The organism is Streptomyces sp. NPDC094147 (assembly GCF_044764265.1).
Lineage (GTDB): Bacteria > Actinomycetota > Actinomycetes > Streptomycetales > Streptomycetaceae > Streptomyces.
Window position 1 is genome coordinate 140,205 of the sequence record NZ_JBIWHT010000008.1, and the last position, 23,817, is coordinate 164,021.

At 71.5% G+C, this 23,817-nt stretch carries 19 protein-coding genes, 1 tRNA gene, 1 pseudogene and 2 riboswitches; of the genes and pseudogenes, 15 read left to right on the plus strand and 6 right to left on the minus strand.

The features are described 5' to 3' along the window. Nucleotides 1-8 precede the first annotated feature (8 nt). The 5 genes from ACIQ8J_RS15330 (at nucleotide 9) to ACIQ8J_RS15350 (ending at nucleotide 6,299) form a co-directional block, all read left to right on the plus strand. Entirely contained in the window at nucleotides 9-1,037 is a 1,029-nt protein-coding gene (locus ACIQ8J_RS15330) for a cysteine synthase family protein (RefSeq protein WP_403272246.1), read from the plus strand. Between the two features lie 3 nt (nucleotides 1,038-1,040). Continuing rightward, complete coding sequence (locus tag ACIQ8J_RS15335) at nucleotides 1,041-2,432, plus strand: MATE family efflux transporter (RefSeq protein WP_403272245.1); 1,392 nt, start codon at nucleotides 1,041-1,043, stop codon at nucleotides 2,430-2,432. A gap of 170 nt (nucleotides 2,433-2,602) precedes the next feature. Then, nucleotides 2,603-3,673: an iron ABC transporter substrate-binding protein gene (locus ACIQ8J_RS15340; RefSeq protein ID WP_403272244.1), complete on the plus strand. Its 1,071-nt coding sequence runs from the start codon at nucleotides 2,603-2,605 to the stop codon at nucleotides 3,671-3,673. Then, nucleotides 3,670-5,250 (plus strand): ABC transporter permease, encoded by a 1,581-nt coding sequence (locus tag ACIQ8J_RS15345; RefSeq protein WP_403272243.1) that lies wholly within the window; start codon nucleotides 3,670-3,672, stop codon nucleotides 5,248-5,250. Before ACIQ8J_RS15340 ends, ACIQ8J_RS15345 begins: the two co-directional genes overlap by 4 nt. Then, complete coding sequence (locus ACIQ8J_RS15350; RefSeq protein ID WP_403272242.1) at nucleotides 5,247-6,299, plus strand: ABC transporter ATP-binding protein; 1,053 nt, start codon at nucleotides 5,247-5,249, stop codon at nucleotides 6,297-6,299. The genes ACIQ8J_RS15345 and ACIQ8J_RS15350 overlap by 4 nt, the downstream gene beginning before the upstream one ends. Nucleotides 6,300-6,328: 29 nt before the next feature. On the opposite strand, the gene ACIQ8J_RS15355 is transcribed toward ACIQ8J_RS15350, so the two are convergent. Both ACIQ8J_RS15355 and ACIQ8J_RS15360 read right to left on the minus strand, forming a co-directional pair. After that, nucleotides 6,329-7,093, minus strand: coding sequence for a CbtA family protein (locus tag ACIQ8J_RS15355; protein ID WP_403272241.1), 765 nt, complete (start codon nucleotides 7,091-7,093; stop codon nucleotides 6,329-6,331). A gap of 16 nt (nucleotides 7,094-7,109) precedes the next feature. Beyond that, the gene (locus ACIQ8J_RS15360) at nucleotides 7,110-7,328 is read right to left on the minus strand and encodes a CbtB-domain containing protein (protein ID WP_403272240.1); all 219 of its coding nucleotides are present in this window, start codon (nucleotides 7,326-7,328) and stop codon (nucleotides 7,110-7,112) included. A gap of 61 nt (nucleotides 7,329-7,389) precedes the next feature. Further along, a riboswitch (cobalamin riboswitch) is annotated at nucleotides 7,390-7,481 on the minus strand. 146 nt (nucleotides 7,482-7,627) lie between these two features. Here ACIQ8J_RS15360 and ACIQ8J_RS15365 point away from each other — a divergent pair. The 4 genes from ACIQ8J_RS15365 to ACIQ8J_RS15380 all read left to right on the plus strand — a co-directional run bounded on the left by ACIQ8J_RS15365 (nucleotide 7,628) and on the right by ACIQ8J_RS15380 (nucleotide 12,590). Further along, entirely contained in the window at nucleotides 7,628-8,203 is a 576-nt protein-coding gene (locus tag ACIQ8J_RS15365; RefSeq protein WP_403272239.1) for a histidine phosphatase family protein, read from the plus strand. Beyond that, nucleotides 8,202-8,422, plus strand: a riboswitch (cobalamin riboswitch). Its footprint overlaps the gene before it by 2 nt. A gap of 157 nt (nucleotides 8,423-8,579) precedes the next feature. After that, the gene (gene metE / locus ACIQ8J_RS15370) at nucleotides 8,580-10,904 is read left to right on the plus strand and encodes a 5-methyltetrahydropteroyltriglutamate--homocysteine S-methyltransferase (RefSeq protein WP_403272238.1); all 2,325 of its coding nucleotides are present in this window, start codon (nucleotides 8,580-8,582) and stop codon (nucleotides 10,902-10,904) included. Between the two features lie 559 nt (nucleotides 10,905-11,463). Continuing rightward, a complete protein-coding gene (locus ACIQ8J_RS15375; RefSeq protein WP_403272237.1) occupies nucleotides 11,464-11,616 on the plus strand; it encodes a hypothetical protein in 153 nt (50 codons plus the stop codon). Between the two features lie 482 nt (nucleotides 11,617-12,098). Further along, nucleotides 12,099-12,590 (plus strand): DinB family protein, encoded by a 492-nt coding sequence (locus ACIQ8J_RS15380; protein WP_403272236.1) that lies wholly within the window; start codon nucleotides 12,099-12,101, stop codon nucleotides 12,588-12,590. Nucleotides 12,591-12,984: 394 nt separating this feature from the next. Here ACIQ8J_RS15380 and ACIQ8J_RS15385 read toward each other — a convergent pair. Continuing rightward, nucleotides 12,985-13,058, minus strand: a tRNA-Met gene (locus tag ACIQ8J_RS15385). 166 nt (nucleotides 13,059-13,224) lie between these two features. Further along, a pseudogene (locus ACIQ8J_RS15390) lies at nucleotides 13,225-13,713 on the minus strand (hypothetical protein); the annotation flags it as partial. 319 nt (nucleotides 13,714-14,032) lie between these two features. On the opposite strand from ACIQ8J_RS15390, the gene ACIQ8J_RS15395 reads away from it, so the two are divergent. Next, entirely contained in the window at nucleotides 14,033-14,290 is a 258-nt protein-coding gene (locus ACIQ8J_RS15395) for a hypothetical protein (RefSeq protein ID WP_403272235.1), read from the plus strand. A gap of 92 nt (nucleotides 14,291-14,382) precedes the next feature. Here ACIQ8J_RS15395 and ACIQ8J_RS15400 read toward each other — a convergent pair whose 3' ends face one another. Beyond that, nucleotides 14,383-14,592, minus strand: coding sequence for a hypothetical protein (locus ACIQ8J_RS15400; protein ID WP_403607824.1), 210 nt, complete (start codon nucleotides 14,590-14,592; stop codon nucleotides 14,383-14,385). A 1,072-nt stretch (nucleotides 14,593-15,664) separates the two neighbouring features. Here ACIQ8J_RS15400 and ACIQ8J_RS15405 point away from each other — a divergent pair. The 5 genes from ACIQ8J_RS15405 (at nucleotide 15,665) to ACIQ8J_RS15425 (ending at nucleotide 22,663) form a co-directional block, all read left to right on the plus strand. Next, complete coding sequence (locus ACIQ8J_RS15405) at nucleotides 15,665-16,498, plus strand: M55 family metallopeptidase (RefSeq protein ID WP_403272233.1); 834 nt, start codon at nucleotides 15,665-15,667, stop codon at nucleotides 16,496-16,498. Further along, nucleotides 16,491-17,822, plus strand: coding sequence for a M20/M25/M40 family metallo-hydrolase (locus ACIQ8J_RS15410; protein WP_403272232.1), 1,332 nt, complete (start codon nucleotides 16,491-16,493; stop codon nucleotides 17,820-17,822). Before ACIQ8J_RS15405 ends, ACIQ8J_RS15410 begins: the two co-directional genes overlap by 8 nt. A gap of 14 nt (nucleotides 17,823-17,836) precedes the next feature. Continuing rightward, complete coding sequence (locus ACIQ8J_RS15415) at nucleotides 17,837-19,819, plus strand: prolyl oligopeptidase family serine peptidase (RefSeq protein WP_403272231.1); 1,983 nt, start codon at nucleotides 17,837-17,839, stop codon at nucleotides 19,817-19,819. After that, a complete protein-coding gene (locus ACIQ8J_RS15420; protein WP_403272230.1) occupies nucleotides 19,816-20,751 on the plus strand; it encodes an LD-carboxypeptidase in 936 nt (311 codons plus the stop codon). Before ACIQ8J_RS15415 ends, ACIQ8J_RS15420 begins: the two co-directional genes overlap by 4 nt. 133 nt (nucleotides 20,752-20,884) lie before the next feature. Then, on the plus strand, nucleotides 20,885-22,663 hold the full coding sequence (locus tag ACIQ8J_RS15425) for a CocE/NonD family hydrolase (protein ID WP_403272229.1): 1,779 nt from the start codon (nucleotides 20,885-20,887) through the stop codon (nucleotides 22,661-22,663). Here the strand turns inward: ACIQ8J_RS15425 and ACIQ8J_RS15430 are convergent. After that, the gene (locus ACIQ8J_RS15430) at nucleotides 22,644-23,747 is read right to left on the minus strand and encodes an adenosine deaminase (protein ID WP_403272228.1); all 1,104 of its coding nucleotides are present in this window, start codon (nucleotides 23,745-23,747) and stop codon (nucleotides 22,644-22,646) included. The genes ACIQ8J_RS15425 and ACIQ8J_RS15430 overlap by 20 nt on opposite strands. Nucleotides 23,748-23,817 lie beyond the last annotated feature (70 nt).

Consider the following 23,817-nt stretch of genomic DNA (forward strand, 5'->3'; position numbering starts at 1 on the left):
GCTCTTCCATGAACGCGGCCCTCGCCCGCCCAGCCGTGGTCTCACAGGTATCCGACCTCATCGGTTGCACCCCGCTGCTGGAACTCGCCACCACGGAGACCGGCAGCCGTCTGCTGCTGAAGCTGGAGATGTTCAACCCCACCGGCACCGCGAAGATCCGGATGGCACGCGCGATGATCGACGCCGCGGAACACTCCGGCGACCTGCGGCCCGGTGGCCGCATCATCGAATCCACCTCCGGGAACACCGGGCTCGGCCTCTCCGTCATCGCCGCCGAGCGCGGCTACACCTTCACGGCAGTGGTCGACCACCACGCCGCCGCCGACAAGCTCCGCGCCATGAAGGCCCTGGGCACCGAGCTGGTCTACGTCGTGGACGACGGCGCCGAGGAACTGGCCACCGCCGCCCGCGAGGAACTCGCCGAAGACATGGCCCGCGGCCAGGACAACACCATCTTCACCGAGCAGCACAACAACCCCGCCAACGGAGTCGGCTACTTCCCCGTCGCCCACGAACTGAACGCGGCCCTCGACGGAAACCTCGACGTCCTCGTCGGCGCCGTCGGAACCGGCGGCGGCCTGTGCGGCACCGCCCGCGAACTGCGCACCCTCATACCCCACTTCTCCACCGTCGGAGTCGAACCCAAGGGATCGATCGCCTTCGGCGGGCCGGCCCACGACTACTACCAGTCCGGCACCGGCACCCCCGAGGGCGCCGAGATCGGAGCACTGGTGGACTTCGACCTGATAGACGAGGGCGTGAAGGTCGGCGACGTCGAGGCGTTCGCGACCTGCCGGGCCGTTGCCCGTACCGGCCTGCTCATCGGAGGCTCCGCCGGGGGCGTGGTCCACGAGGCACTGACCCGCCTGCCCTCGCTGCCGCCCGGGACGACTATGGTCGCCCTGATCAATGACGGCGGGGAGAAGTACATGGACACCGTCTTCAACGACGCATGGATGCAGGCCCGCGGCCTCCTCGACCCCGACGCGGAACGGGAGATCGACGAAATCCTCACCAAGCTCCGCAGGAACCGATAACCGATGCTCACCACCCTCCTCCGCGACAGCCGCGCCCTCGCCGCGCTCGCCGTCCCGCTGATCCTCACCCAGCTCGCCCAGGTCGCCCTGACCACCACCGACACCGTCATGATGGGCTTCCTCGGCACCCAGGAACTGGCGGCGGGCGGCCTGGCCATCGTCATCTTCAACCAGCTGCGCACCATGGGCGTCGGCCTGGTCACCTCCGTCGGCAACCAGATAGCCGCCGCCGGAGCCCGCGCCGAGCAGGAAGCCGCTCAGGGAACGGAGCAAGGCCGCGAGGAGGTGCGGGGCATCGTCCGCGCCGGCATGGCGCTGGCCACGCTCGCCGGCATCGCCGGCGCCGTCCTCATGATCCTGATCGGGCGGGCACTGCCCTGGCTCGGTCAGGACGCCGGTGTCGCCGACCGCGCCCAGACCATGATCTTCGCGCTGGCCCCCGGTCTGCTGCCCTGCCTCTGGTTCCAGGTGATCCGCCAGTTCACCGTCGGCATGCGGCGCCCGCAGGCCCTGCTCCAGATCACCATCGCCTCCGTCGCGGTCAACGCGGGCCTCAACTGGCTCTTCATCCAAGGCACTTGGGGCCTGCCCCGCATGGGACTGACCGGCATCGGCATCGCCACCTCCAGCGTCTACCTGCTCACCTTCGTCGCCCTGTACCTCTCGGCCCGCAAGGACAGCGCGCTCGCCCCCCTGCTGTCCCTGGACCTGATGAAGGCGGACCCCGCCGTCCTCGGACGGCTGCTGCGCCTGGGCATCCCGATCGCCGCCACCTACGGCTCCGAGGCCGGCTTCTTCTCGCTCACCGCGCTGATGGCCGGATCCTTCGGACCGGCCGCCCTGGCCGCACACACCGCGGTCAACCAACTCGTCTACATCGTCTTCCAGGTCGCCGTCGGCCTCTCCCACGCCGCATCGATCAACGTCAGCCGGGAACTGGCACTGGGCCGCTACGACGACGTCCGCAGGATCAAGAACACCGCGCTGGCCTGCGCCGGTGCCGTCATGACCGTCGTCGGCATCCTCTACCTCACCCTGCCGAAGCTCGTCCTGGCCCCGTTCCTGGAGTCCGGCTCCGGCCGGGCCCTCACGATCGCGAGCCATCTGCTGATCGTGACCGCGTTCCTCCAGTTCTTCGACTGCGCCCAGAACATCGGCGTCGGCCTGCTGCGCGGACTCGACGACACCAAGAGCGGATTCCGCATCACCCTCATCGGCTACTGGGCCGTCGGTCTGCCCGCGGGATGGCTCCTGGCCTACGCCGTGCACCTCGAAGCCGTGGGCCTCTGGCTCGGCCTGCTCACCGGCCTCGCCACCACCGCCATCCTGCTCCTGCGCCGCTACTCCGCCTCCCTCACCGCACGGGCCGACGACCGCACCGCCGTGGCGGCCTGAACAATGTCTACAGTCATGTAGACGCTGGGCCGAATTCTCACTAAGGTATGCCTCAGCTAACCAACGCGGGGGCCGATCCTGCATGGCCGTCCGCCTTTCCCGGCGGCGCGGTCGCAGTGACCGCAGGCCGCCCGGCATTCCTGCTCGCTCCATATGTAAGGACGTTCATCGTGCCCAGACCTGGACGGTCGATCGTGGCCCTGCCGATCGTGGCTGCTTCGCTTCTCGTACTTGCGGGCTGCGGCGGCTCGGGGAACGGCAAGAGCGCCGACAGCACACCGACGGCGGGCGCCTCAACCTCTCTGGCCGGTCAGTCGATCACCGTCTACAGCGGGCAGCACGAGCAGACCGTCAAGGCGCTCACCGCGGACTTCGAGAAGCGCACGGGCATCAAGGTCCAGCTCCGCTCGGGGGACGAGGCCGAACTGGCCAACCAGATCCTGCAGGAGGGCGAGGCGTCGCCGGCCGACGTGTTCTACGCCGAGAACCCGCCGGCGCTGACCGTCCTGGAGGAGAAGAAGCTGCTGGCGCCGGTCGCTCCCGAGACCCTCAAGGCCGTCCCGGCGGCGGACAGTTCGCCGACCGGCGGCTGGGTCGGCGTCTCCGCCCGTACCGCCGCGTTCATCGCCGCCTCCGGCACCCCGGCCGACAGCGCCCCGCCCGCCTCGGTGCGGGACCTCGCCTCGCCGGCGTGGAAGGGCCGGCTCGGCATCGCCCCCGGCGAGACCGACTTCGCCCCGATCGTCACGCGCATGATCAAGACCGATGGGACCGACGGCGCCAAGAAGTGGCTCCAGGGTCTGAAGGCCAACGCCAAGGTCTACAACAGCAATGAGGACCTGTCCGCCGCCGTCAACAGCGGTGAGGTGCAGGGCGGTGTCGTGGACCACTACTACTGGTACCGCCTGCGCGACGAGAAGACCGCCGCCGCCACCCACAGCAAGCTGCACTACTTCGCCAAGGGCGACCCCGGTGCGCTCGTCGACGTCTCCGGCGCCGGCATCCTGAAGACCAGCAAGCACCAGGCAGCCGCCCAGGCCTTCCTCGCCTACCTCGACAGCAAGGGCGCCCAGCAGCTGATCGCCGGCTCCCAGAGCTACGAGTACCCCCTCCTCGCGGGCGTGCCGGGCAAGGCCGGGCTCGCGCCGCTCGACTCCGTCGGAACCGTCGCACCCGTCGCCGACCTCGGCGACGGCAAGGCCGCACTGCAACTCCTCCAGGACACCGGCCTCCTGCAGTGACCACCCACCCCGGCAACGGCCCGTCACCGCTACGGCGGTGGCGGGCCACCGCTCTGCTCTCACCGCTCGCCCTGCTCGCCTTCGGCGTCGTGGCGCTGGTGGTCTCACCGCTGGCATTCGTGGGAATGCAGGCGGCCCAGGCCGGCTGGGACCAGGCCAACCGGCTGCTCGGCCGGCCGGTCCTCGCCACCCTGATCGGCAACACGGTCACCCTGGCCGCGGCCGTGACCCTGGCCACCGCGGTCATCGGCTTCACCGCCGCCTACCTCATCGAGCGCACCGACCTCCCGGGACGACGCTGGTGGACGGTACTGCTCGCGCTGCCGCTGGCCGTGCCCGAGTTCGTGCGCGGCTACTCCTGGGTCTCGCTCTACCCGTGGATGCACGGCTACTGGGCCGCGGTCCTCGTGATGACCTGCTCGCTCTACCCGCTGGTCATGCTCCCGGTCGCGGCCACCCTGCGGCGCACGGACGGCGCCGCCGAGGAAGTCTCGCGCAGCCTGGGCCGCGGGCCGTGGGCCACGTTGTGGCGGGTCACCGTGCCGCTCAGCCGGCCCGCGCTCGCCGGCGGCGCGCTGCTGGTCTCGCTCTATCTGCTCGGCGAGTACGGCGCGTTCGCGATGCTGCGCTACACCACGTTCGCCACCGCCATCTTCACCGAGTACAAGCTCGGCTTCGACGCCGCGTCGGCCTCCCTGCTCACCCTGGTACTGGTCGCACTCGCCCTGCTGCTGGTCGGCCTGGACGCCTGGGCCGGCCGTCGCGGCCGCGTCACCCGTCCCGGCAACGGGGGACGCCACGCCGCTCCCGCGCCGCTCGGCCGCTGGAAGCCGGCGGCGCTGAGCGCACTGGCCGCGGTGGCGGCCCTCTCGCTCGGCGTCCCGCTCTACGCGCTGGGCTACTGGCTGGTGAAGGGCGATTCGACCTCGCTGCCGTCGGCCTCCGTGTGGTCCTCGGCACTGACCACCCTCGGCTACGCCTCCACCGCGGCCCTGGTCGCAACGGCCGCCGCCGTGCCGGTGGCGCTGTACGGCTGGCGGCGCGGCACCCGGCTCGCCCGGACCGCCGAACGCGCGGCGTACCTCACCCGCGCACTGCCCGGCATCGCCGTCGCCCTCTCCGTGGTCTTCTTCGCCATCCGCTACGCCCAGCCGCTCTACCAGCAGCCCCCGATGCTCGTCACCGGGTACGTCATCCTCTTCTTCCCGCTCGCCCTCACCGCGGTGCGAGCCGCCCTGGCCCAAGTGCCGCCGGGCGTCGAAGAGGTCGCCCGCTCACTCGGTACGCGCCCGCTCGCCGTGTTCACCCGGGTCACACTTCCCCTGGTGCTGCCCGGACTCGGCGCCGCCGCCGCGATGGTGGCCCTCACCGCCAGCACCGAGCTCACCGCCACCCTGCTGCTTCGCCCCACCGGCACCCAGACCCTGGCCACCCAGTTCTGGATCTACACCAGCGGCCTCGCGTACGGAGCCGCCGCCCCGTACGCGGCGCTGATGGTCGTCATGTCCGTACCACCCGTGCTCCTGCTGACCCGCCGTGCCCTCGGCTCCCACCCCACCCCGGAGACCTCCCCATGAGCGGCCTCGCGATCACCGCCCTGCACGCGGCCCACGGCCGCACCCCGATCCTCCAGGGCGTCGAACTCACCGTTCCCGACGGCGAACTCGCCTGCGTCCTCGGACCGTCGGGCTGCGGCAAGAGCACCCTGCTGCGCGTCATCGCCGGATTCCACCCCGCCCAGCGCGGACAGGTCGCGCTCGGCCACACCGTGCTCGACGACGGGCGGCGCCGGCTCCCCGCCGAACGCCGCCGCATCGGCTACGTACCGCAGGACGGCGCCCTCTTCCCCCACCTCACCGTCGCGGCCAACATCGGCTTCGGACTGCCCCGCCCGCAGCGCCGCGACCGCGTCGCCGAACTCCTCGGCCTGATCGGCCTGCCCGGACTCGGCGACCGCCACCCCCACCAGCTCTCCGGCGGCCAGCAGCAACGCGTGGCCCTCGCCCGCGCCCTTGCCCCCAGGCCCGAACTCCTGCTCCTGGACGAGCCGTTCGCCGCCCTCGACGCCACGCTGCGCACCGACCTGCGCGCCGAAGTCGCGGCGACCCTGCGCGCCGCCGGAGCGACCGCGGTCCTCGTCACCCACGACCAGGACGAGGCGCTCTCCTTCGCCGACACCATCGCCGTGATGCGGGCCGGCCTGATCGTGCAGCAGGCCGCACCCGAGGTCCTCTACCGCGAACCGGCCGACACCGCGGTCGCCGGCTTCCTCGGCGAAGCCAACATCGTCCCGGCCGGTATCGAGGGCATGCGCGCCGACACAGCCTTCGGCATCCTCAAACTGACCGTCAACGCCGGTGCGGCGCGCCGGGGACCGGTGCTCCTGAGGCCGCGCCAGCTGCGGCTGAGCGTCACCCCGGGCCCCGGCAAGGTGCGCACCCGGGTCCACCGGTGCCACTTCCGGGGAAGTGATCACCGGGTGGAACTCGTCGCACCGGAGACCGAGGGACTGCCCGGCCTCCTGGTCGCCTACACGGACGTGGCATGGCCCGAGGGCGAGGCGTACGTCGAGGTCGACGGCCCCGCCCACCCCGTCGAGGAACCCGCGACGCTCCCGCCTCGTTGACAGCGAGACGGGAGCGCGCCGTGAACTCGTCAGCCTGATACGGGAGTTGGCCGTGCGGTCGCGTCCTTCCTCGCGGCGGCGGCCGGACGGGGGTTGAGGAGCCGCTCGGCCAGGTGCCCGAAGACCAGGCCGAAGCAGGTCCAGAGGGTGAGCTGGATGCCCAGGGCGGCCAGCCGGAACTGCCACAGCAAGGTGGCGGAGAAGTCCTTGGGGACTTCGTTGATCGCCGGGAGGAACGCGTAGGCCAGGCCGACGGCGAGCACGAAGAACGCTCCGGCCGCGACGGTGGCGTACCAGTTGCCCAGGCGGGGTGCCAGGCGCTTGCCCAGGATGACGGTGGCGATCGCGAGGAGCACGCTCAGCACCATCATCAGGAAGTACAGCGTGGTGCGCTTGCCGATGGTGTCGGGGTCGCCGATCGACGGCGGGTTGGCGGGGTACTTCAGGAACGGCACCACGTACACCGCCAGCAGACCGGCGCCGGACAGCAGGAGTGCGGTGGCGCGCGGGCCGAAACGGCCGGTGCGGCCGAGGGCGAAGCAGTAGGCGAGGGCGGCGATGCCACCGAGCGCCACGCCGTAGACGAGGACGCCGGTGGCGAGACCGGCGGTGGACTGCAGGGAGCGGCTGACCACTGCCATGCCGTGGTCATGGGTGTGGGCGTCTTCGTAGGCGATGGCCGCGTCCACGCGGGGCTCGCCGAGGAAGTAGGCGACGGCGAGCGCGAGCAGCCCGGCGGCGAGGCCGGCGAGCATGCCGCGCACCAGGAGGTTTCTGACGGTTGCGGAGTTCATGGTGTCGGGTCCCCGGTCAGTGGCAGGGGAAGCCGAGCAGGTGGCGGCCGTCGTGCACCCACTCGTGCACGTTCTCGCCGGAGATCACGGAGGTGGCGCCCTGCTCGGCGCCGACGAAGTAGAGCAGGACCAGCATCAGGATGCCGAAGAAGACCGCCCAGGGCAGGATCGCCCCGACCGGCAGCTTGGCGGGAAGTGCGGGGGTGGCGGCGGGCTGGGCGACGGACTGCGCCATGGCAGGAACCTCCTGGGGAACTCGCGTCCCGTTTCGGTGGTGCACAGGACGACGGCAGCGGGTCTGACTTGCTCGACGTTCGCCGCCCCACGGACGGGGCGGCTGCTGCTGGGCTTACAGTGGCGCGACCGTGCCGGGCTCTCACCGGCTTCCGTCATGCCGTCGTCAATATCGGCGGAAAGGTACCGCGAAGCGGTGGGCACGCCAAGGGCGTACGCGGCGGTCATGAGGGGCGCAGCGGATCCGGTGTGCTCCCAACACCCGTCGTACGAAGGCCGGTTGACCGTGAAGGGGCGCACATGACCACCCGAGTGATCCTGGTCTCGCCGGCGAGCAGTGAGGCACTGCGTCAGGCGCGCTTCGATGCCGACAGCCCGCTGGACGCCGCGGGGATCCGCCGGGCCCGCTCGGCCGCCGATGCGCTGCCGGCCGCCACCCGGACCGCGGTCTCTCCCGGCGTCCGCTGCCGGCAGACCGCTGACGCACTCGGCCTGTCGGCGGTGCCGGACGCGGCCCTGGCGGGCTGCGCCATGGGGCGCTGGCACGGCAGGACCCTGGACGAGGTGAGTGCCGCCGAGCCGGCGGAAGTGGCCGCCTGGCTGGCGGATCCGGCGTGTGCCCCGCACGGAGGGGAGTCGCTGCTGACGCTGTGCGGCCGGGCCGGTGACTGGCTGGCGGCAGCGGCACGCCAGGAGGGCCGGGTGATCGCGGTGGCGGAGCCCGATGTCGTACGGGCCGCGGTGGTACGGGCCTTGGGGCTGCCGGAGCAGTTGTTCTGGCGGATCGATGTGCCCCCGCTGACCGCGGTGGAGCTGAGCGGCCGGGCCGGCCGGTGGAATCTGCGGGCCGGGCGGCCGCTGGGAGGCGCCGGGTAGGCTGGCGGGTGCAGCTGGTTCGCCCTGTCCGCCAGGCAGGTGCGTCGCAAGAGGGAACCCGGTGGGAATCCGGGACTGCCCCGCAGCGGTGAGTGGGAACGACCGCCGTCATACGCACTGGGTCCGGGAGTCCGGGTCCGGGAAGCGACGGCCAGTAGGTGTCTGCCCCGGCAGACGTGCCCGCGAGTCCGAAGACCTGCCACTGCCCGTACGCGATCGGTCGCGTGCGGAGATCCGGTGACCTCGAGGGCGGGTCGGCGCACACATCTGGCGGGCACCCGCGGCGACACAGCGCCGGGGACCGCCCGGTCTGCCGTCCCTTCGCGCTCTCGCCCCGTCTCCGGGTCGCTCTGAACAGCTCGCGAAGGAGAGTCCTGTGACCAGCAAGTCCACAGCCGCGGCAGCACGGGCCACCGTGCACGGCTACCCCCGCCAGGGGCAGCGGCGGGAACTGAAGAAGGCCGTCGAGGGGTACTGGAAGGGCCGCGTCAGCGCCGTCGAACTCCGGCGGACCGCCGCCGAACTGCGCGCCGCCAACTGGCGACGGCTCGCCGACGCCGGCATCCACGAGGTCCCGACCGGCGACTTCTCGTACTACGACCACGTCCTGGACACCTCCGTCATGGTCGGCGCGATCCCGGCCCGCCACCGGGCCGCCGTCGAGGCCGACGCCCTGGACGGCTACTTCGCGATGGCCCGCGGCACCCAGGACGTGGCGCCCCTGGAGATGACCAAGTGGTTCGACACCAACTACCACTACCTCGTCCCCGAACTCGCCCCCGACACCGTCTTCACCGCCGACAGCGCCCAGCGGGTCGCCGAGCTGAAGGAGGCCCTCGCGCTCGGCCTCACCGCGCGCCCGGTCCTCGTCGGCCCGGTCACCTACCTGCTCCTGGCCAAGCCCGCCCCGGGAGTCACGGCCGACTTCGAGCCGCTGACACTCCTCGACCGGCTGCTTCCCGCATACGCCGAGGTCCTCGCCGATCTCCGCGCGGCCGGGGCGGACTGGGTGCAGCTGGACGAGCCCGCCCTCGTCCAGGACCGCACCCCGGCCGAACTGAACGCGGCCGCCCGCGCCTACCGCGCCCTCGGCGCCCTCACCGACCGCCCGCGACTGCTGATCGCCTCGTACTTCGACCGGCTCGGCGAGGCCCTGCCCGTCCTGGCCAAGGCGCCCGTCGAGGGGCTGGCCCTGGACTTCACCGGCCCCGCCGCGGCCAACCTCGACGACCTCGCGGCCGTCGGCGGCCTGCCCGGCAAGCGCCTGGTCGCCGGCGTCGTCAACGGCCGCAACATCTGGATCAACGACCTGCAGAAGTCCCTGTCCACCCTGGGCACCCTGCTCGGCCTGGCCGACCGTGTCGATGTGGCGTCCTCCTGCTCCCTGCTGCACGTCCCGCTCGACGCCACCGCCGAACGCGACATCGAACCGCAGATCGCCCGCTGGCTGGCCTTCGCCCACCAGAAGACCACCGAGATCGTCACGCTCGCCCGGGGCCTCGCCCAGGGCACCGGCACCATCGCGGCCGAACTCGCCGCCAACCGCGCCGACCTGGCCTCCCGCGCCACCTCCCCGATCACCCGCGACCCGGAAGTACGCGCCCGCACCGCCGCCGTCACCGAGGAGGACGCACGCCGCGCCCAGCCCTACGCCGAGCGGGCCGCAGCCCAGCGCGCCCGCCTGCGCCTGCCACTGCTGCCCACCACCACCGTCGGCTCCTTCCCGCAGACCGCCGAACTGCGCACCGCCCGCGCCGACTTGCGCGCCGGACGCATCGACTCCGCCGCGTACGAGGAGCGGATCGAGACCGAGATCCGCGAGGTCGTCTCCTTCCAGGAGAAGACGGGCATCGACGTCCTGGTGCACGGCGAGCCCGAACGCAACGACATGGTCCAGTACTTCGCCGAGCAGCTCACCGGCTACCTCGCCACCCAGCACGGCTGGGTCCAGTCCTATGGCACCCGCTACGTCCGCCCGCCGATCCTGGCCGGGGACATCTCCCGACCGGAACCCATGACGGTGCGCTGGACGACGTACGCACAGACGCTGTCGGACCGCCCCGTCAAGGGCATGCTCACCGGCCCGGTCACCATGCTCGCCTGGTCCTTCGTCCGCGACGACCAGCCGCTCGGCGACACCGCCCGCCAGGTCGCCCTCGCCCTGCGCGAGGAGGTCAACGACCTTGAAGCAGCCGGGAGTTCGGTGATCCAGGTGGACGAACCCGCGCTGCGCGAGACGCTGCCGCTGCGTGCCGCCGACCGACCCGCCTACCTGGAGTGGGCCACCCGGGCATTCCGTCTGACCACCGGCGGCGTACGCGCGGACACCCAGATCCACACCCACATGTGCTACGCCGAGTTCGGCGACATCCTGACGGCCATCGACGACCTCGACGCCGACGTCATCAGCCTGGAGGCCGCCCGCTCCCACATGCGCGTCGCCGACGAACTGGCCACCGCCGGCTACCCGCGCGAAGTGGGGCCCGGTGTCTACGACATCCACTCCCCGCGCGTGCCCGGCGCCGACGAAGCAGCGGCCCTGCTGCGCAAGGGACTTGAGGCCATCCCGGCCGAGCGGTTGTGGGTCAACCCCGACTGCGGCCTCAAGACCCGCGGCTGGCCCGAGGTGCGAGCCTCGCTGGAGAACCTGGTGAGCGCGGCCCGTGACGTCCGAGGCGGCTTGCCCGGCACGGCCTCCTGAGCCGACCAGCGGCCGGGGCGGGCCCGCCCGGTGCCCGCCCCGGCCCAGCGCGGCCCAGGTCTCCCCGACTTCCTCGGCTCACGGGGCGGGTCTCCCCGGTCTTCGCAGCCGGTTCGCCGCCCGGCGCGTAACGTGGCGCGCCATGAAGATCCTCATCTCTGAGGAGCTTCGCTGCGGCCTGCGGCGATTCGTAGTGCGGGGCCCTGTGCAGGGTGTGTGAGCGGAGCTGCGAGCACAGATGGATGGCGATCTGCCGTCCGGGCACGGGCTGTTGGGGGAGCTGATCAGGCATCCGGAGGCATTGCGCCTTGCGGAGCTGTCGGAGCATCTGGCCTCTTCCGGCTGCCCGCCGAAGCACCCGCCGATGCGCTCCTCCCTGGGGGTGCCGACGCGGGCAACTCGCCGATTTTCAGCGGAAGTTCATCGATCCCCACCCGCCGATCGGCAGGTTCGGCCCTTGCCCCGACCGGCTGCGGGATCATCTCGAAAGGGGCGATCCGGCGGTTCCGGTCCAGCGCGGGAGACGCCCGGTGAGTTCGGTCCCTGGAAACGCGGACAGTTGGCCCACCACGTCGCCGACGTGCATGCCGAGCGCCTGCGCGGGGCCTCCGGGGGCGTGGTCGCCTCGATCCGCCACGTGGCGCCGGTAGACGCGTGGGCGACCCGCTGCCCTGCCGCGTACGAAGGCACGGCGGTGCGGGGCATGGCCTGACGGGGCGTCAGTCGCGTCGGCGTTGTGTGGTGCGGGCAGGGTGATCCGCTCAGGCTTGCTCGTTGTCGCGATCGACCGCGGGTGGGGGTTCCGGGCTTGCCGGGGCGGACTCGTGTCGGTCGGCGAGGTAGCGTTGAGTCCAACGGGACCTCTGCGGCAGGCCGGACGCAAAGTCCGAGAAGAAGCCGGTCTCGTCGTCCCGGTGGCCTGGCTGCTGGACATCGACGACACCCCTCTCAGCCAGGAATCCCTCTCGGCCTCCGATTCGTGTTCGACATCGAACCGATCGACTCGGCGCCCCCTAGCCCGCAAGCAAGCGACATCATCGCCGCCGACTGGTTGGCCCGCTGGATCCGGCGTCATCGCCCGCCACACCGAAGCCGGGCAACAGCGCCCCGACGCGACGTTCGCTCGCAAACACCGACAGCCCAATCGATCGGAACCGTGAACTCCAACGCTGTCCACGAAGGGAAACACCCGACATGAACGACCCGACTCGTATCACCCACGGCCCCGAGCGCCAGCTGCTCGAATACCTCCTTGACCACACTCGGGCCGAACTGATCGACACGGTGCGCGGCCTGTCTGAAACAGAGGCCCGCCGCCGTCTCGTCCCGTCCATGACGACATCGATCGGACTGGTCAAACACGCCGCGTTCGCCGAACGGAAGTGGTTCCAGCGCATCCTGGCAGGGCTGGAGGACTCCGAATGCGACGGTGCGATGGTGGGCGAGGCCAGTTTCGTGGTCAGCGACGACGAAACGGTGGCCGACGTGATCGCCGAATTCGAGCGCGCCAGCGAGCGCGCACGAGCGATCGCCGCGGACATCGATCTCGACGCCATCCGACAGCACCCTGTCTTCGGCACCGTCAGCCTGCGATGGATCTACCTGCTCATGATCCAGGAATTCGCCCGCCACGCCGGCCACAGCGACATCCTGCGTGAGCAGACCGACGCCACCCGCCGGACTTGAGCCAGACCACCAGCCCCCGCCCAGGCGGCCCCACGACGGGCGTCGCTCGACGCACCGAATCGGCGGACGGCACACTCGTATCAGGTGGGTGACCGAGCGACGGGGCACAGGCCCACTGTCCACCAGCCCGGAATTCCATTGCTGCCAGACGCCCGGGTATCGGACGGCCCGGCTCTTTACAGGAGCCGGGGGCCGTCCATACCTGAACTTGCCCGAGCCGAAGCCGGACCCCCACATCATCAAGCCTCTGGAGGGCCCTCCGCCAGTGGAGTTCAAGCCCAGTACCCGTGCCGTCCCACGCGTCGACGACACCCCCGGCCGAAGCGAAGAAATGGCCAGTCGCCGGATAACAGAAGATGGCCCGGATCCTTGAGGATCCGGGCCATCTCTGCAGTAGCGGGGACAGGATTTGAACCTGCGACCTCTGGGTTATGAGCCCAGCGAGCTACCGAGCTGCTCCACCCCGCGTCGGTAAACCCCACCGTACGCCATCACAGCCAGGCCGGAGACCACCGCCTGCCAGGAGCTTCTGTACGGCGAAGCCGACATCGGTGCAGTACTCGTACGCCCCCCGGCCTGGCCGCCCAGGCCGGACGGAACATCGGTGGTCCACACGTCATCGAGGCTCGCGTCCGCGTAGTCCGGCCGGATCGAATGTGCGGCCCGCGGCGCATACGGCGTAGGCCGTGAGGACTCTGTCCCCGACGGTATCGGTACGTACCAGCACCCGCGCTTCCGCCACGTCCTCGTGCGCGAGCAGCGCCGCTTCCATCTCTCCTGGTTCGATGCGGAAGCCGCGGAGCTTGATCTGGTCGTCCGCCCGTCCCAGGTACTCAAGCCGACCCTCCGGCGTCCAGCGCGCCAGGTCGCCGGAGCGGTACAGGCGGCTGCCGGGCGGCCCGAAGGGGTTGGCGACGAACCGCGCTGCGGCCAGCTCCGGGCGTCCGAGGCAGCCGCGGGCCAGCTGGGCACCCGCCACGTACATCTCCCCCGCCACGCCGGGTGGGACGGGAAGGCACGCGCTGTTGAGTACGTGTACCTCCAGGCCCGGCAGGCCGATGTGGAGCGCCCACGGCATCCCCTCAAAGGTGCTCTGCGAGTTCCTCGACCGCGTCTTTCCCACACGGGCGCTGGACTTGAACTCGACGGAGTGCTCAGAGACTTCAGCCCGACAGGCAAACTCTGACTCATATTTCCCGGGACCCCCTTCCGGGGTGTCGCGAGCACGCCGAGATCTTCCTGGCGTCGGGCCACATCCAGCGCCCGGCCGTAGGGAGGAGAGCGCATGATGCCTCAACGGCATCGGCGGCGCATGACCTGCACCGTCGTGGCCGCCGCGTTCGGAGTGGTCAGCAGCCAGCCGTTCGCGGCTTCCGCACCATCGACACCCTTCAGTACTACTCGGTGGCGTCGGCAAGGACCTCGCCTACGGCGGGGTTTCGGTGACCGGCGGGCTTCAGGACAACGGCCAGTCGATCCTGCGCGGCCGCGACAAGGTGATGGGCTCGAACTTCGGCGGCGACCTCGCCGTCTTCTACCGCCCCGCAGGCACCGACCAGTGGCAGGTGCTCGGCAAGGGCCTGCCCACCACGGCAGTCCTGCGACTGAGCCTCGGCCCGGACAGCCTGTACGCCGCCACCCACGGACGCGGCATCCGGTCCTTCGACGTACGGCGCTTCAAGGGACGCACGAACGACTGACCGGGCTCTGATACGACAGCTGGTGTGTGCCTCGAACTGCGACGGGGCGCACACCGGCCGTCGCGTTTCCCGTTCACCCCGAAGCCTGAGCTTCAGGAGATCAGATAGGCGGCCACATCCAACTGCAAGGCGAGTACGGTCGCCCCCTCCGTCCCCCAGGTCACCGTTGCCGAGCCCGGCCGGGCGGCGCGAATGGTGACATGCCAGGTTCCGTCCGGATCCATCGACTTGGCCGTGATCACGGCCAGCATCGGACCGCTGGTGTGCGGCTCCGGCCAGGGCCCGTTGCGACGTGGCGGCACCACCGCCGTGATGCCGGCCCCGACCCGCAAGCACAGCCGCTGGGTGGCGAGTTCCCCCGGGCGCAGAGTGACAGCGACCCTGCCCGTCAGACAGCCGGGGTGCGTGCGCGAGGCTCCTGTTGAGGGCGGCGGCGCATCGTGCGGTGGGGGCTTGCGCCCCGTGGCGGGCGGAACGGCAGGAGCGGATGAAGGGGCACTGGGCGGAGAGTCCGGCAAGGGGTTCGGGTTGGTGCTGTCCGCGCGCCCGGTCGATACAGGAACCGACGGCTGCTGCGGGGCAGCGCCCCCTTGGAAGCCGCTGCTGTTCGTGCAGGACACAGCCGTCAGGACCAGAGCGGCAAGCACCGGCAGCCGCCACAGCCGGCGATCCCCTTGCCTCGCACAGAGCAGGGCGACCGCCCTTTCATCTCCTTCACCAGGCACAGTGCTTCGACGTCGCGACCGGCCGAACGGTTCCGAGGGCACCCTCGGGCACGCCCGCCCGGCCGGAGCCAGGATGGCCTTACGGACCGAGCCGAAAGGGCTGCCATGCAGCGACGCCAGGATGCCGACGCGCGGGCGCGTGAGATGTGGGGACGCGACGCGCCCCGTTACGACAGCTGGATGCGCCACTACGACCGGTTCATGGTCCGCGACGGCCGTCAGTGGATCTTCGCCCAGGGGCCGCGGGACAGCCGTGCGAGTCAATGGCTGTGGGCGGCCACGGCCGCTGCGAGTCGCGCGGAGGTGAACGGCGTCCCGCACACGAGGCGCAGCACCGGCCCGAACGTGCCCGCCGTCGACAGCCCGGTGAAGTACAGCCACGACCCGCGTCCGGCGACAGGTTGTGAGTCTTCGAGGGCACACGCCGGCCCGCGGGATCCACGGTGCCGTGGGCCGGGAATGAGGGGTGAACCTCCTCTCCTCCTCGTAGCAGGTTCATTCGCCGGCGCGTAACGTCACGCCTCATGAAGATCTCCGTCTTTGCTGATGCGAGAGGCATGAGGTTTCCCGCCTCTGCTCGTGCAAGCTGTCGAGAACTGCTGTCAGAATCCCAACGCCGAGCCTCTGACCTGCGGTTGGACCACATTTCATGAAGATCCTCATCAGCGCCGACATGGAAGGCGCCACCGGAGTGACCTGGCCGGCCGATGTGCTGCCGGGGACACCGCAGTGGGAGCGCTGCCGGGCGATGTTCACGTCCGACGTGAACGCGGCCGTGCTCGGCTTCTTCGAGGGGGGCGCCGACGAGGTGCTCATCAATGAGGCGCACTGGTCCATGCGCAACCTGCTGCTCGAACGGCTCGACGAACGGGCCCAGATGCTGACCGGCAAGCACAAGTCGCTCTCCATGGTGGAGGGGATCCAGCACGGAGACGTCGACGGCGTCGCCTTCGTCGGCTACCACACGGGCGCCGGTACGGAAGGCGTCCTCGCGCACACCTATCTCGCCAACTCCATCACCGGCGTCTGGCTGAACGGCGTCCGCGCCAGCGAGGGACTGCTCAACGCCCATGTCGCCGCCGAGTACGGGGTGCCCGTGATCCTGGTGACCGGCGACGACCTCACCTGCGCCGACGCCGAGGGCTACGCACCGCTCGCCCGCAAGGCGGCCGTCAAGGACTACGTCTCGCGGTACGCGGCGGTGTGCCGCACCCCGGCGCGTACCGCCCGGGACATCAGGGCCGCGGCGCTGGAGGCCGCCCCGCTCGCCCGCCGGGTCGCACCCGTGGACGGCGGGCCCTTCACCGTGGAGCTGGAATTCGACGCCGAGCACCTGTCCGCCGCGGCCACTGTGGTGCCGGGCGTGGCGCATACGGGTGAACGGCGCGTCGCCTACACCAGTCCGACGATGTATGAGGGCATTCGCACTTTCAAGGCGGTCACGACGATCGTCTCGTCCGCGGTGGAGGAGCAGTATGGCTGAGGTGGAGACGGCGGATCAGCTGGCCCGTGACGAGGTGGTCGATTTCACCTCCGAGCTGATCCGGATCGACACGAGCAACCGGGGCGGCGGCGACTGCCGGGAGCGCCCGGCCGCCGAGTACGTCGCCGAGCGGCTCGCCGCGGCGGGACTTGAGCCCCTGATGCTGGAGCGCACCAAGGGCCGTACCAACGTGGTCGCCAGGATCGAGGGCAGCGACCCGTCCGCCGATGCCCTCCTCGTGCACGGGCACCTCGACGTGGTGCCCGCCGAGGCCGCCGACTGGAGCGTGCATCCCTTCTCGGGAGAGGTCCGCGACGGCGTGGTCTGGGGCCGGGGCGCCATCGACATGAAGAACATGGACGCGATGGTCCTCGCGGTCGTACGGGCCTGGGCCCGGCGCGGTGTGCGGCCCCGGCGGGACATCGTCATCGCGTACACCGCCGACGAGGAAGCGAGCGCGGTCGACGGGGCGGGCTTCCTCGCCGACCACCACCCCGAGCTCTTCGAGGGCTGCACCGAGGGCATCAGCGAGTCGGGCGCCGTCACCTTCCACGCCGGGCAGGGCATGGAGATCTACCCCATCGGGGCGGGGGAGCGCGGCACCGCCTGGCTCAGGCTCACCGCCCGCGGCCGGGCCGGCCACGGCTCCAAGGTCAACCACGCCAACGCGGTCAGCCGGCTCGCCGCCGCCGTCGTCCGCGTGAGCCGGCACGAATGGCCGGTGCGGATCACCCCGACCGTCCGCGCCAGCCTGGTCGAACTCGCCGCCCTGCACGGCATCGAGGCCGACCCGGACACCGAGGGGTTCGACGCCGACGAACTCCTCGGCAAGCTCGGGCCCGCGGCCGCCCTGGTCGAGCCGGTGATCCGCAACAGCGCCAACCCGACGATGCTGGAGGCCGGTTACAAGGTCAACGTCATCCCGGGAACCGCGACCGCGTACGTCGACGGGCGGATCGTGCCCGGCGGCGAGGCCGAGTTCCGTACCACCATGGACCAGCTGACCGGGCCCGATGTCGACTGGGACTTCCACCACGGCGGGGTCGCCCTCCAGGCGCCGGTGGACTCGCCGACGTACCAGAAGCTGCGGGCCGCCGTGGAGCGGTTCGCGCCCGAGGGGCATGTGGTGCCGTACTGCATGTCGGGCGGGACGGACGCCAAGCAGTTCTCGCGCCTCGGCATCACCGGCTACGGCTTCGCACCGCTGCGGATGCCCGCCGGACTCGACTACCAGGCGCTGTTCCACGGCGTCGACGAACGGGTGCCCGTGGCCGCCCTGCACTTCGGCGTCCGGGTCCTCGACCACTATCTGCGGTCCGCATAGGGGGAGTTGGAGACATGGTGCCCACCGGGCCTTACGGAAGCTGGCCTTCGCCGATCGACGCGGCGCTCGCGGCCGCGAACGACGGTCACGCCGAGTACGTCGGTGCGGTCGGCGACGAGCTGTGGTGGACCGAGCCGCGCCCCACCGAGGGCGGCAGGCGGGTCCTCGTGCGCCGCCGGTCCGACGGCACGGCGCAGCCGGTGCTGCCCGAACCGTGGAACGTGCGCAGCCGCGTGATGGAGTACGGCGGCCGGCCCTGGGACGGCGCCGACCGCGCCTCCGCGGGCCCGCTCCTCGTCTTCGTGCACTTCGCCGACCAGCGGCTGTACGCGTACGAGCCGGACGGCACCGGGGAGCCGAGGCCGCTCACCCCGCTCGGTGCGGTCGGCGGCGGGCTGCGCTGGATCGACCCCCGCATCGACCTCGCCCGGGGCGAAGTGTGGTGCGTCCTTGAGGAGTTCACCGGCGAGGCGCCCACCGATGTGCGCCGGGTGATCGTGGCGGTGCCGCTGGACGGATCGGCCGCCGAAGACCGCACCGTGGTACGGGAGTTGAGCGACGGGCGGCACCGCTTCGTCACCGGCCCCCGGCTCTCGCCCGACGGAGAGCGGGCCGCCTGGATCGCCTGGGACCACCCCCATATGCCGTGGGACCGCACCGAGTTGATGCTCGCGGACGTGGGGCAGGACGGCGACCTCCGCGCGGCCCGGCGGTTCGCCGGAGGAGCGGGCGAATCCATCGCCCAGGCCGACTGGGCCGCCGACGGGCGGCTGCTCTTCGCCTCCGACCGCAGCGGCTGGTGGAACCTGTACCGCGCCGACCCGGCCGAGGGGACGGCCGTCGCGCTGTGCCCCCGCGAGGAGGAGTTCGCCGGGCCGCTCTGGCAGGTCGGACGGCGCTGGTTCCAGCCCCTGGAGAGCGGTCTGATCGCCGTCGTCCACGGCCGGGGCACGACCGCGCTCGGCATACTCGACCCGGAGAGCGGCGACCTCGTGGACGCCGCAGGCCCCTGGACCGAGTGGACCCCGACGCTCGCCGCGCACGGCAGCCGCGTCGTCGGCGTCGCCGCGAGCCCGCGCACCGCGTACGAGGTGGTGGAACTGGACACCGCCACCGGCCGCGCCCGCGTGATCGGCCGCGAACACCGGGACGCGGTGGACCCCGCGTACTACCCCGAGCCGCTGATCCGCACGTTCACCGGGCCCGGCGGCCGGGAGATCCACGCCCACGTCCACCCGCCGCACCACCCCGGCCGGGCCGCCCCCGCCGGCGAACTGCCGCCCTACGTGATCTGGGCCCACGGCGGCCCCACCGGCCAGTTCTCCCTCGTACTCGACCTGGGGATCGCCTACTTCACCTCACGCGGCATCGGTGTCGCCGAGGTCAACTACGGCGGCTCCACCGGCTACGGGCGCGCCTACCGCGACCGGCTGCGCGAGCAGTGGGGCGTGGTCGACGTGGAGGACTGCGCCGCCGTGGCGCGGGCGCTCGCCGAGGAAGGCAGCGCCGACCCGCGCCGTCTGGCGATCCGCGGCGGCAGCGCGGGCGGCTGGACCGCGGCCGCCTCCCTCGCCGCCACCGACGTGTACGCCTGCGGCACCATCACCTACCCCGTCCTCGACCTCACCGACTGGGCGGCCAGCGGCACCCACGACTTCGAATCGCAGTACCTGGAGAGCCTCATCGGGCCCCGCGCCGAACTGTCGGGACGCTACCGCGAACGCTCGCCCGCCCAGCACGCGGACCGGATCACCGCGCCCTTCCTGCTGCTCCAGGGCCTGGACGACGTGATCTGCCCGCCCGCGCAGTGCGAACGCCTCCTGGAGAAGATCGAGGGCCGCGGCATCCCGCACGCCTACCTCACCTTCGAGGGCGAAGGCCACGGCTTCCGCCGGGCCGACACCATGATCCGCGCCCTGGAGGCCGAACTCTCCCTGTACGCCCAGGTGTTCGCGATCGACCGGACCGACATCCCCCTTCTGGAGCTCACCAAGTGACAGCCGTACCACTCACCCGCCCCGCACGCCTTCGTCCGGGCGCCAGGATCGCCGTGGTCGCCCCCAGTGGCCCCGTCGTCGAGGACCGGCTCCGGGCCGGCCTCGACATCCTGCGCGGCTGGGGCCTCGAACCGGTCGCCACCACCCAAGTCACCGAAAAACACCCGGAGTTGGGATACCTCGCGGGCGAGGACGAGAAGCGGGCGCGCGACTTCCAGGAGGCCTGGTGCGATCCCGGAGTCGACGCGGTGATGTGCGCCCGGGGCGGCTACGGTGCCCAGCGGATGGTCGACCTGCTCGACTGGACCGCGCTGCGGGCGGCCGGGCCCAAGGTGCTCATCGGCTACAGCGACGTGACCACCCTGCACGAGGCGTTCGCCGTGCGCCTGGGCCTGGCCACGCTGCACGGCCCGATGGCCTCCGCCGCCGCCTTCCTCCAGAACGCCGCCACCCAGGAATCCCTGCGCACCACCCTGTTCGAGCCGGAGGCCGCGATGACCCTCGGCCTGCCCGGCGCCCGGCCCCTGGTGCCCGGCAGCGCCCGCGGCATCACCCTCGGGGGCTACCTGGCCCTGCTCGCCACGAGCCTGGCCACCCCGCACGCCCGGCCGTCCGCGGCGGGCGGGCTGCTCCTCCTCGAAGACGTCGGCGAGGAGGACCACCGCCTGGACCGCTCCCTGACCCAACTCCTGCGCGCGGGCTGGCTGGAGGGCGTCACCGGCATCGCGCTCGGCTCCTGGCAGGAGTGCGGCCCGTACGAGGAGAGGGTGCGCCCGGTGCTGTACGAACGCCTGAGCCGGCTCGGCGTGCCGGTCGTGGAGAACCTCGGATTCGGGCACTGCGACACCGCGCTGACCATGCCCCTCGGTGTACCCGCGGTCCTGGACGCGGAGGCGGGCACGATCACGCTGGACGTGCCCGCCCTGTCATGAGACACCGGATCCGAACTCCCGTTCACCCCAAGAAACTTGTGTCCCGGGCGTTGACGCCGCAGTTTCACGTGTCACAGCATGAGGGCGCCCGGACCTGCCACGCGGGAGGTCCGGCTCTCCTGGGGAGGACGCCGTGACCCGTCGCCGTACCGTACCCGCGATCCGCAAGTCGCTGGCGACCGCCCTCGGCGCGGCGCTCGCCCTACCGCTGCTGGCGGCCGCACCGGCCGTCGCCAAGACGGACGGCCAAGTCACCGTCAGCGCACTGAAGTTCACGGTCCAGGTGGGCGGCCGGACCTGCGCGGTCGACGCCGACCTCTACCGTCCGGCCGGTGTCGACAAGGCGCACCCGGCGCCCGCCGTACTCACCACCAACGGGTTCGGCGGCAGCAAGTCGGACGGCTCGACCGACGCCACCGCCAAGGCGTTCGCCGCCCGCGGCTATGTCGCCCTCGCCTACTCGGGGCTCGGCTTCGGCACGTCGGGATGCCTGATCTCCCTGGACGACCCGGGCATCGACGGGCGCGCGGCCTCCCGCCTGATCGACTTCCTGGCCGGGTCCCGCGCCGCCGACGACGGCACGCGCATCGACTTCGTCACCCAGGACGGCCCGGACGACCCGCGGGTCGGAATGATCGGCGGCTCGTACGGCGGCGCCATCCAGATGGCCACGGCCGCCGTCGACCACCGCGTCGACGCCCTCGTCCCGCTGATCACCTGGAACGACCTGTCGTACGCGCTCGACCCCAACAACGCGGGCGACCCCAAGGTGCCCGGCGCCTTCAAGTGGCAGTGGACCAACGGGTTCTACCTCATGGGCGAGAGCCAGCCCATCACGCTGCCCAACCTCGACCCGTCCCGCTGGGGCTCGCTCGGCTGTGTGCACTTCGTGCCCGACGCCTGCAAGACCATCGGGCTGCTCAACTCGGGCCGCTACCGGGCCGCCCCCACCGCCGCGATGCAGCGCTACGCCCGCAGCGTCTCCCCGGTCAGCTACCTCGACCGGGTCCAGGCGCCGACCCTGCTCATCCAGGGCCAGAGCGACAACCTGTTCAACCTCAACGAGGCCACGGCGACGTACAACACGCTCAAGGAGCAGGGCACCACCACCAAGATGATCTGGCAGTCCTGGGGCCACAGTGGCGGCCAGGCGCCCGGTGAACTCAACCTGGCCGAGGGCAACCTGGAGACCAGCTACACCGGCAAGCGCATCCTCGCCTGGTTCGACCGCTATCTCCGCAAGCAGAAGCACACCGACACCGGGCCCGCCTTCGCCTACTACCGCGACTGGCGGAGCGGCTACGGCGAGGCCGCGGCCGTGCCCGCGCTCTCGCAGAAGGTCTACCTCTCCGGCGACGGCAAGCTGGTCGGCACCCGCTCGAAGGTGGTGCGCGGCAGTCGCGAGTACACCAACTGGCTCGTCCCGACGAGCCATTCGGAGAGTCCAATTGCCGGCCTGATCGGCCTGCCCGACCCCCAGCCGTACGACACGCCGGGCACCTACCTCGGCTGGGACACCGACCCAGTGAAGGCGCCCGTCGACATGGTCGGCTCGGCGAAGGCCACCCTCAAGGTCGTCTCGCCGAAGACCGAGAAGGTGCAGAACTCCGGCGACGCCGCCGACAAGCTCGTGCTCTTCGCCAAGCTGTACGACGTCGCCCCCGACGGCACCAAGACGCTGGTCCGCCGGCTGATCGCGCCGGTGCGGGTGCCGGACGTGACCCGGCCGTTCACCGTCGCGCTGCCCGGCATCGCGCACCGCTACGAGACCGGGCACCGCATCGAGTTCGTGATCGCCGCGAGCGACGACTCCTACCTCGGCAACAAGGGCGTCAAGCCGGTGACGGTCCTCAGCGCCCCCGACGGTACGGGGACGCTCCAACTGCCCATCGTCAACGGGAGGTTGAACTGATCTCCGCGTAGCCGGGACGCACGATCTCGTCGATGATGCGACGGCGTTCCGGCAGCGGCAGGAACGCCGCCTCGACCGCGGCGACGGTGAACTCCTCGAAGACCTCCGGGCCGTAGCCGAAGGCGTCCGCCATGTGCTGGAACTCCTCGCTCATGGTCGTGCCGGACACCAGGCGGTTGTCGGTGTTGAGGGTGACCGTGAAGCCGAGCCTGCGCAGCTCGTCGATCGGGTGCTTCTCGTACGAAAGGGCCGCGCCGGTCTGGAGGTTGGAGGTCGGGCAGACCTCCAGGGCGATCCGGTTGTCCCGGATGTACGCGGCCAGGTGGCCCAGGGTGCCGTCGGCGGCGATGTCGTCGGTGATCCGCACCCCGTGCCCGATGCGCTCGGCGCCGCACACCTGGACCGCCTCGTGCACCGACTCGGCGCCGACGGCCTCACCGGCGTGAATCGTGAAGTGGCAGTTGGCCCGCTTCAGGTGCTGGAAGGCGGGCAGGTGCTCGGCGGGCGGGTTGCCGATCTCGCCGCCCGCGATGTCGAAGCCCGCGACGCCGCGCTCGCGGTGGGCGACGGTGAGCTCGGCTATCTCAAGGGAACGTCGGGTGTGGCGCATGCCGGTGAGCAGCGCGCGGACGGTGATGCGGCCGCCGGTGCGGTGCTCGCCCGCCCGGAAGCCCTCGTTGACCGCGTCCACGACCTCGTCCAGGGTCAGGCCGCGCTCCAGGTGCTGCTCGGGCGCGTACCGCACCTCCGCGTAGACCACCCCGTCGGCCGCCAGGTCCTCGGCGCACTCGGCCGCGATGCGGTGCAGCGCCTCGCGGGTCTGCATCACCGCGCAGGTGTGGGCGAAGGTCTCCAGGTACCGCTCCAGGGAGCCGGAGTCCGCGGCGTCGCGGAACCAGAGCGCCAGCTCGGCCGGGTCCTCGGTGGGCAGGCCCGCATATCCGCAGGCGCGTGCCAGCTCGATGATGGTGGCCGGGCGCAGCCCGCCGTCGAGGTGGTCGTGGAGGACGGCCTTCGGGGCGCGGCGTATCCAGTCCGCGGGGGAGACCGAAGCGGCGGCGGCAGGGTTGTCTGACAAGTGCATGAGGCGGGAGTGTACAGCGTCCTGGGCGCGGACCGCCCGGGGCGTACCAAGCGCTCTGGGGGAAGCGGCG

Coding starts and splice junctions, on each gene's coding strand:
- ACIQ8J_RS15360 (WP_403272240.1), bottom strand. CDS start 7,328: ATGGCGCAGTCCGTCGCCCAGCCCGCCGCCACCCCCGCACTTCCCGCC.
- ACIQ8J_RS15335 (WP_403272245.1), top strand. CDS start 1,041: ATGCTCACCACCCTCCTCCGCGACAGCCGCGCCCTCGCCGCGCTCGCC.
- ACIQ8J_RS15415 (WP_403272231.1), top strand. CDS start 17,837: ATGGTGCCCACCGGGCCTTACGGAAGCTGGCCTTCGCCGATCGACGCG.
- ACIQ8J_RS15330 (WP_403272246.1), top strand. CDS start 9: ATGAACGCGGCCCTCGCCCGCCCAGCCGTGGTCTCACAGGTATCCGAC.
- ACIQ8J_RS15430 (WP_403272228.1), bottom strand. CDS start 23,747: ATGCACTTGTCAGACAACCCTGCCGCCGCCGCTTCGGTCTCCCCCGCG.
- ACIQ8J_RS15405 (WP_403272233.1), top strand. CDS start 15,665: ATGAAGATCCTCATCAGCGCCGACATGGAAGGCGCCACCGGAGTGACC.
- ACIQ8J_RS15350 (WP_403272242.1), top strand. CDS start 5,247: ATGAGCGGCCTCGCGATCACCGCCCTGCACGCGGCCCACGGCCGCACC.
- ACIQ8J_RS15380 (WP_403272236.1), top strand. CDS start 12,099: ATGAACGACCCGACTCGTATCACCCACGGCCCCGAGCGCCAGCTGCTC.
- ACIQ8J_RS15355 (WP_403272241.1), bottom strand. CDS start 7,093: ATGAACTCCGCAACCGTCAGAAACCTCCTGGTGCGCGGCATGCTCGCC.
- ACIQ8J_RS15410 (WP_403272232.1), top strand. CDS start 16,491: ATGGCTGAGGTGGAGACGGCGGATCAGCTGGCCCGTGACGAGGTGGTC.
- ACIQ8J_RS15365 (WP_403272239.1), top strand. CDS start 7,628: ATGACCACCCGAGTGATCCTGGTCTCGCCGGCGAGCAGTGAGGCACTG.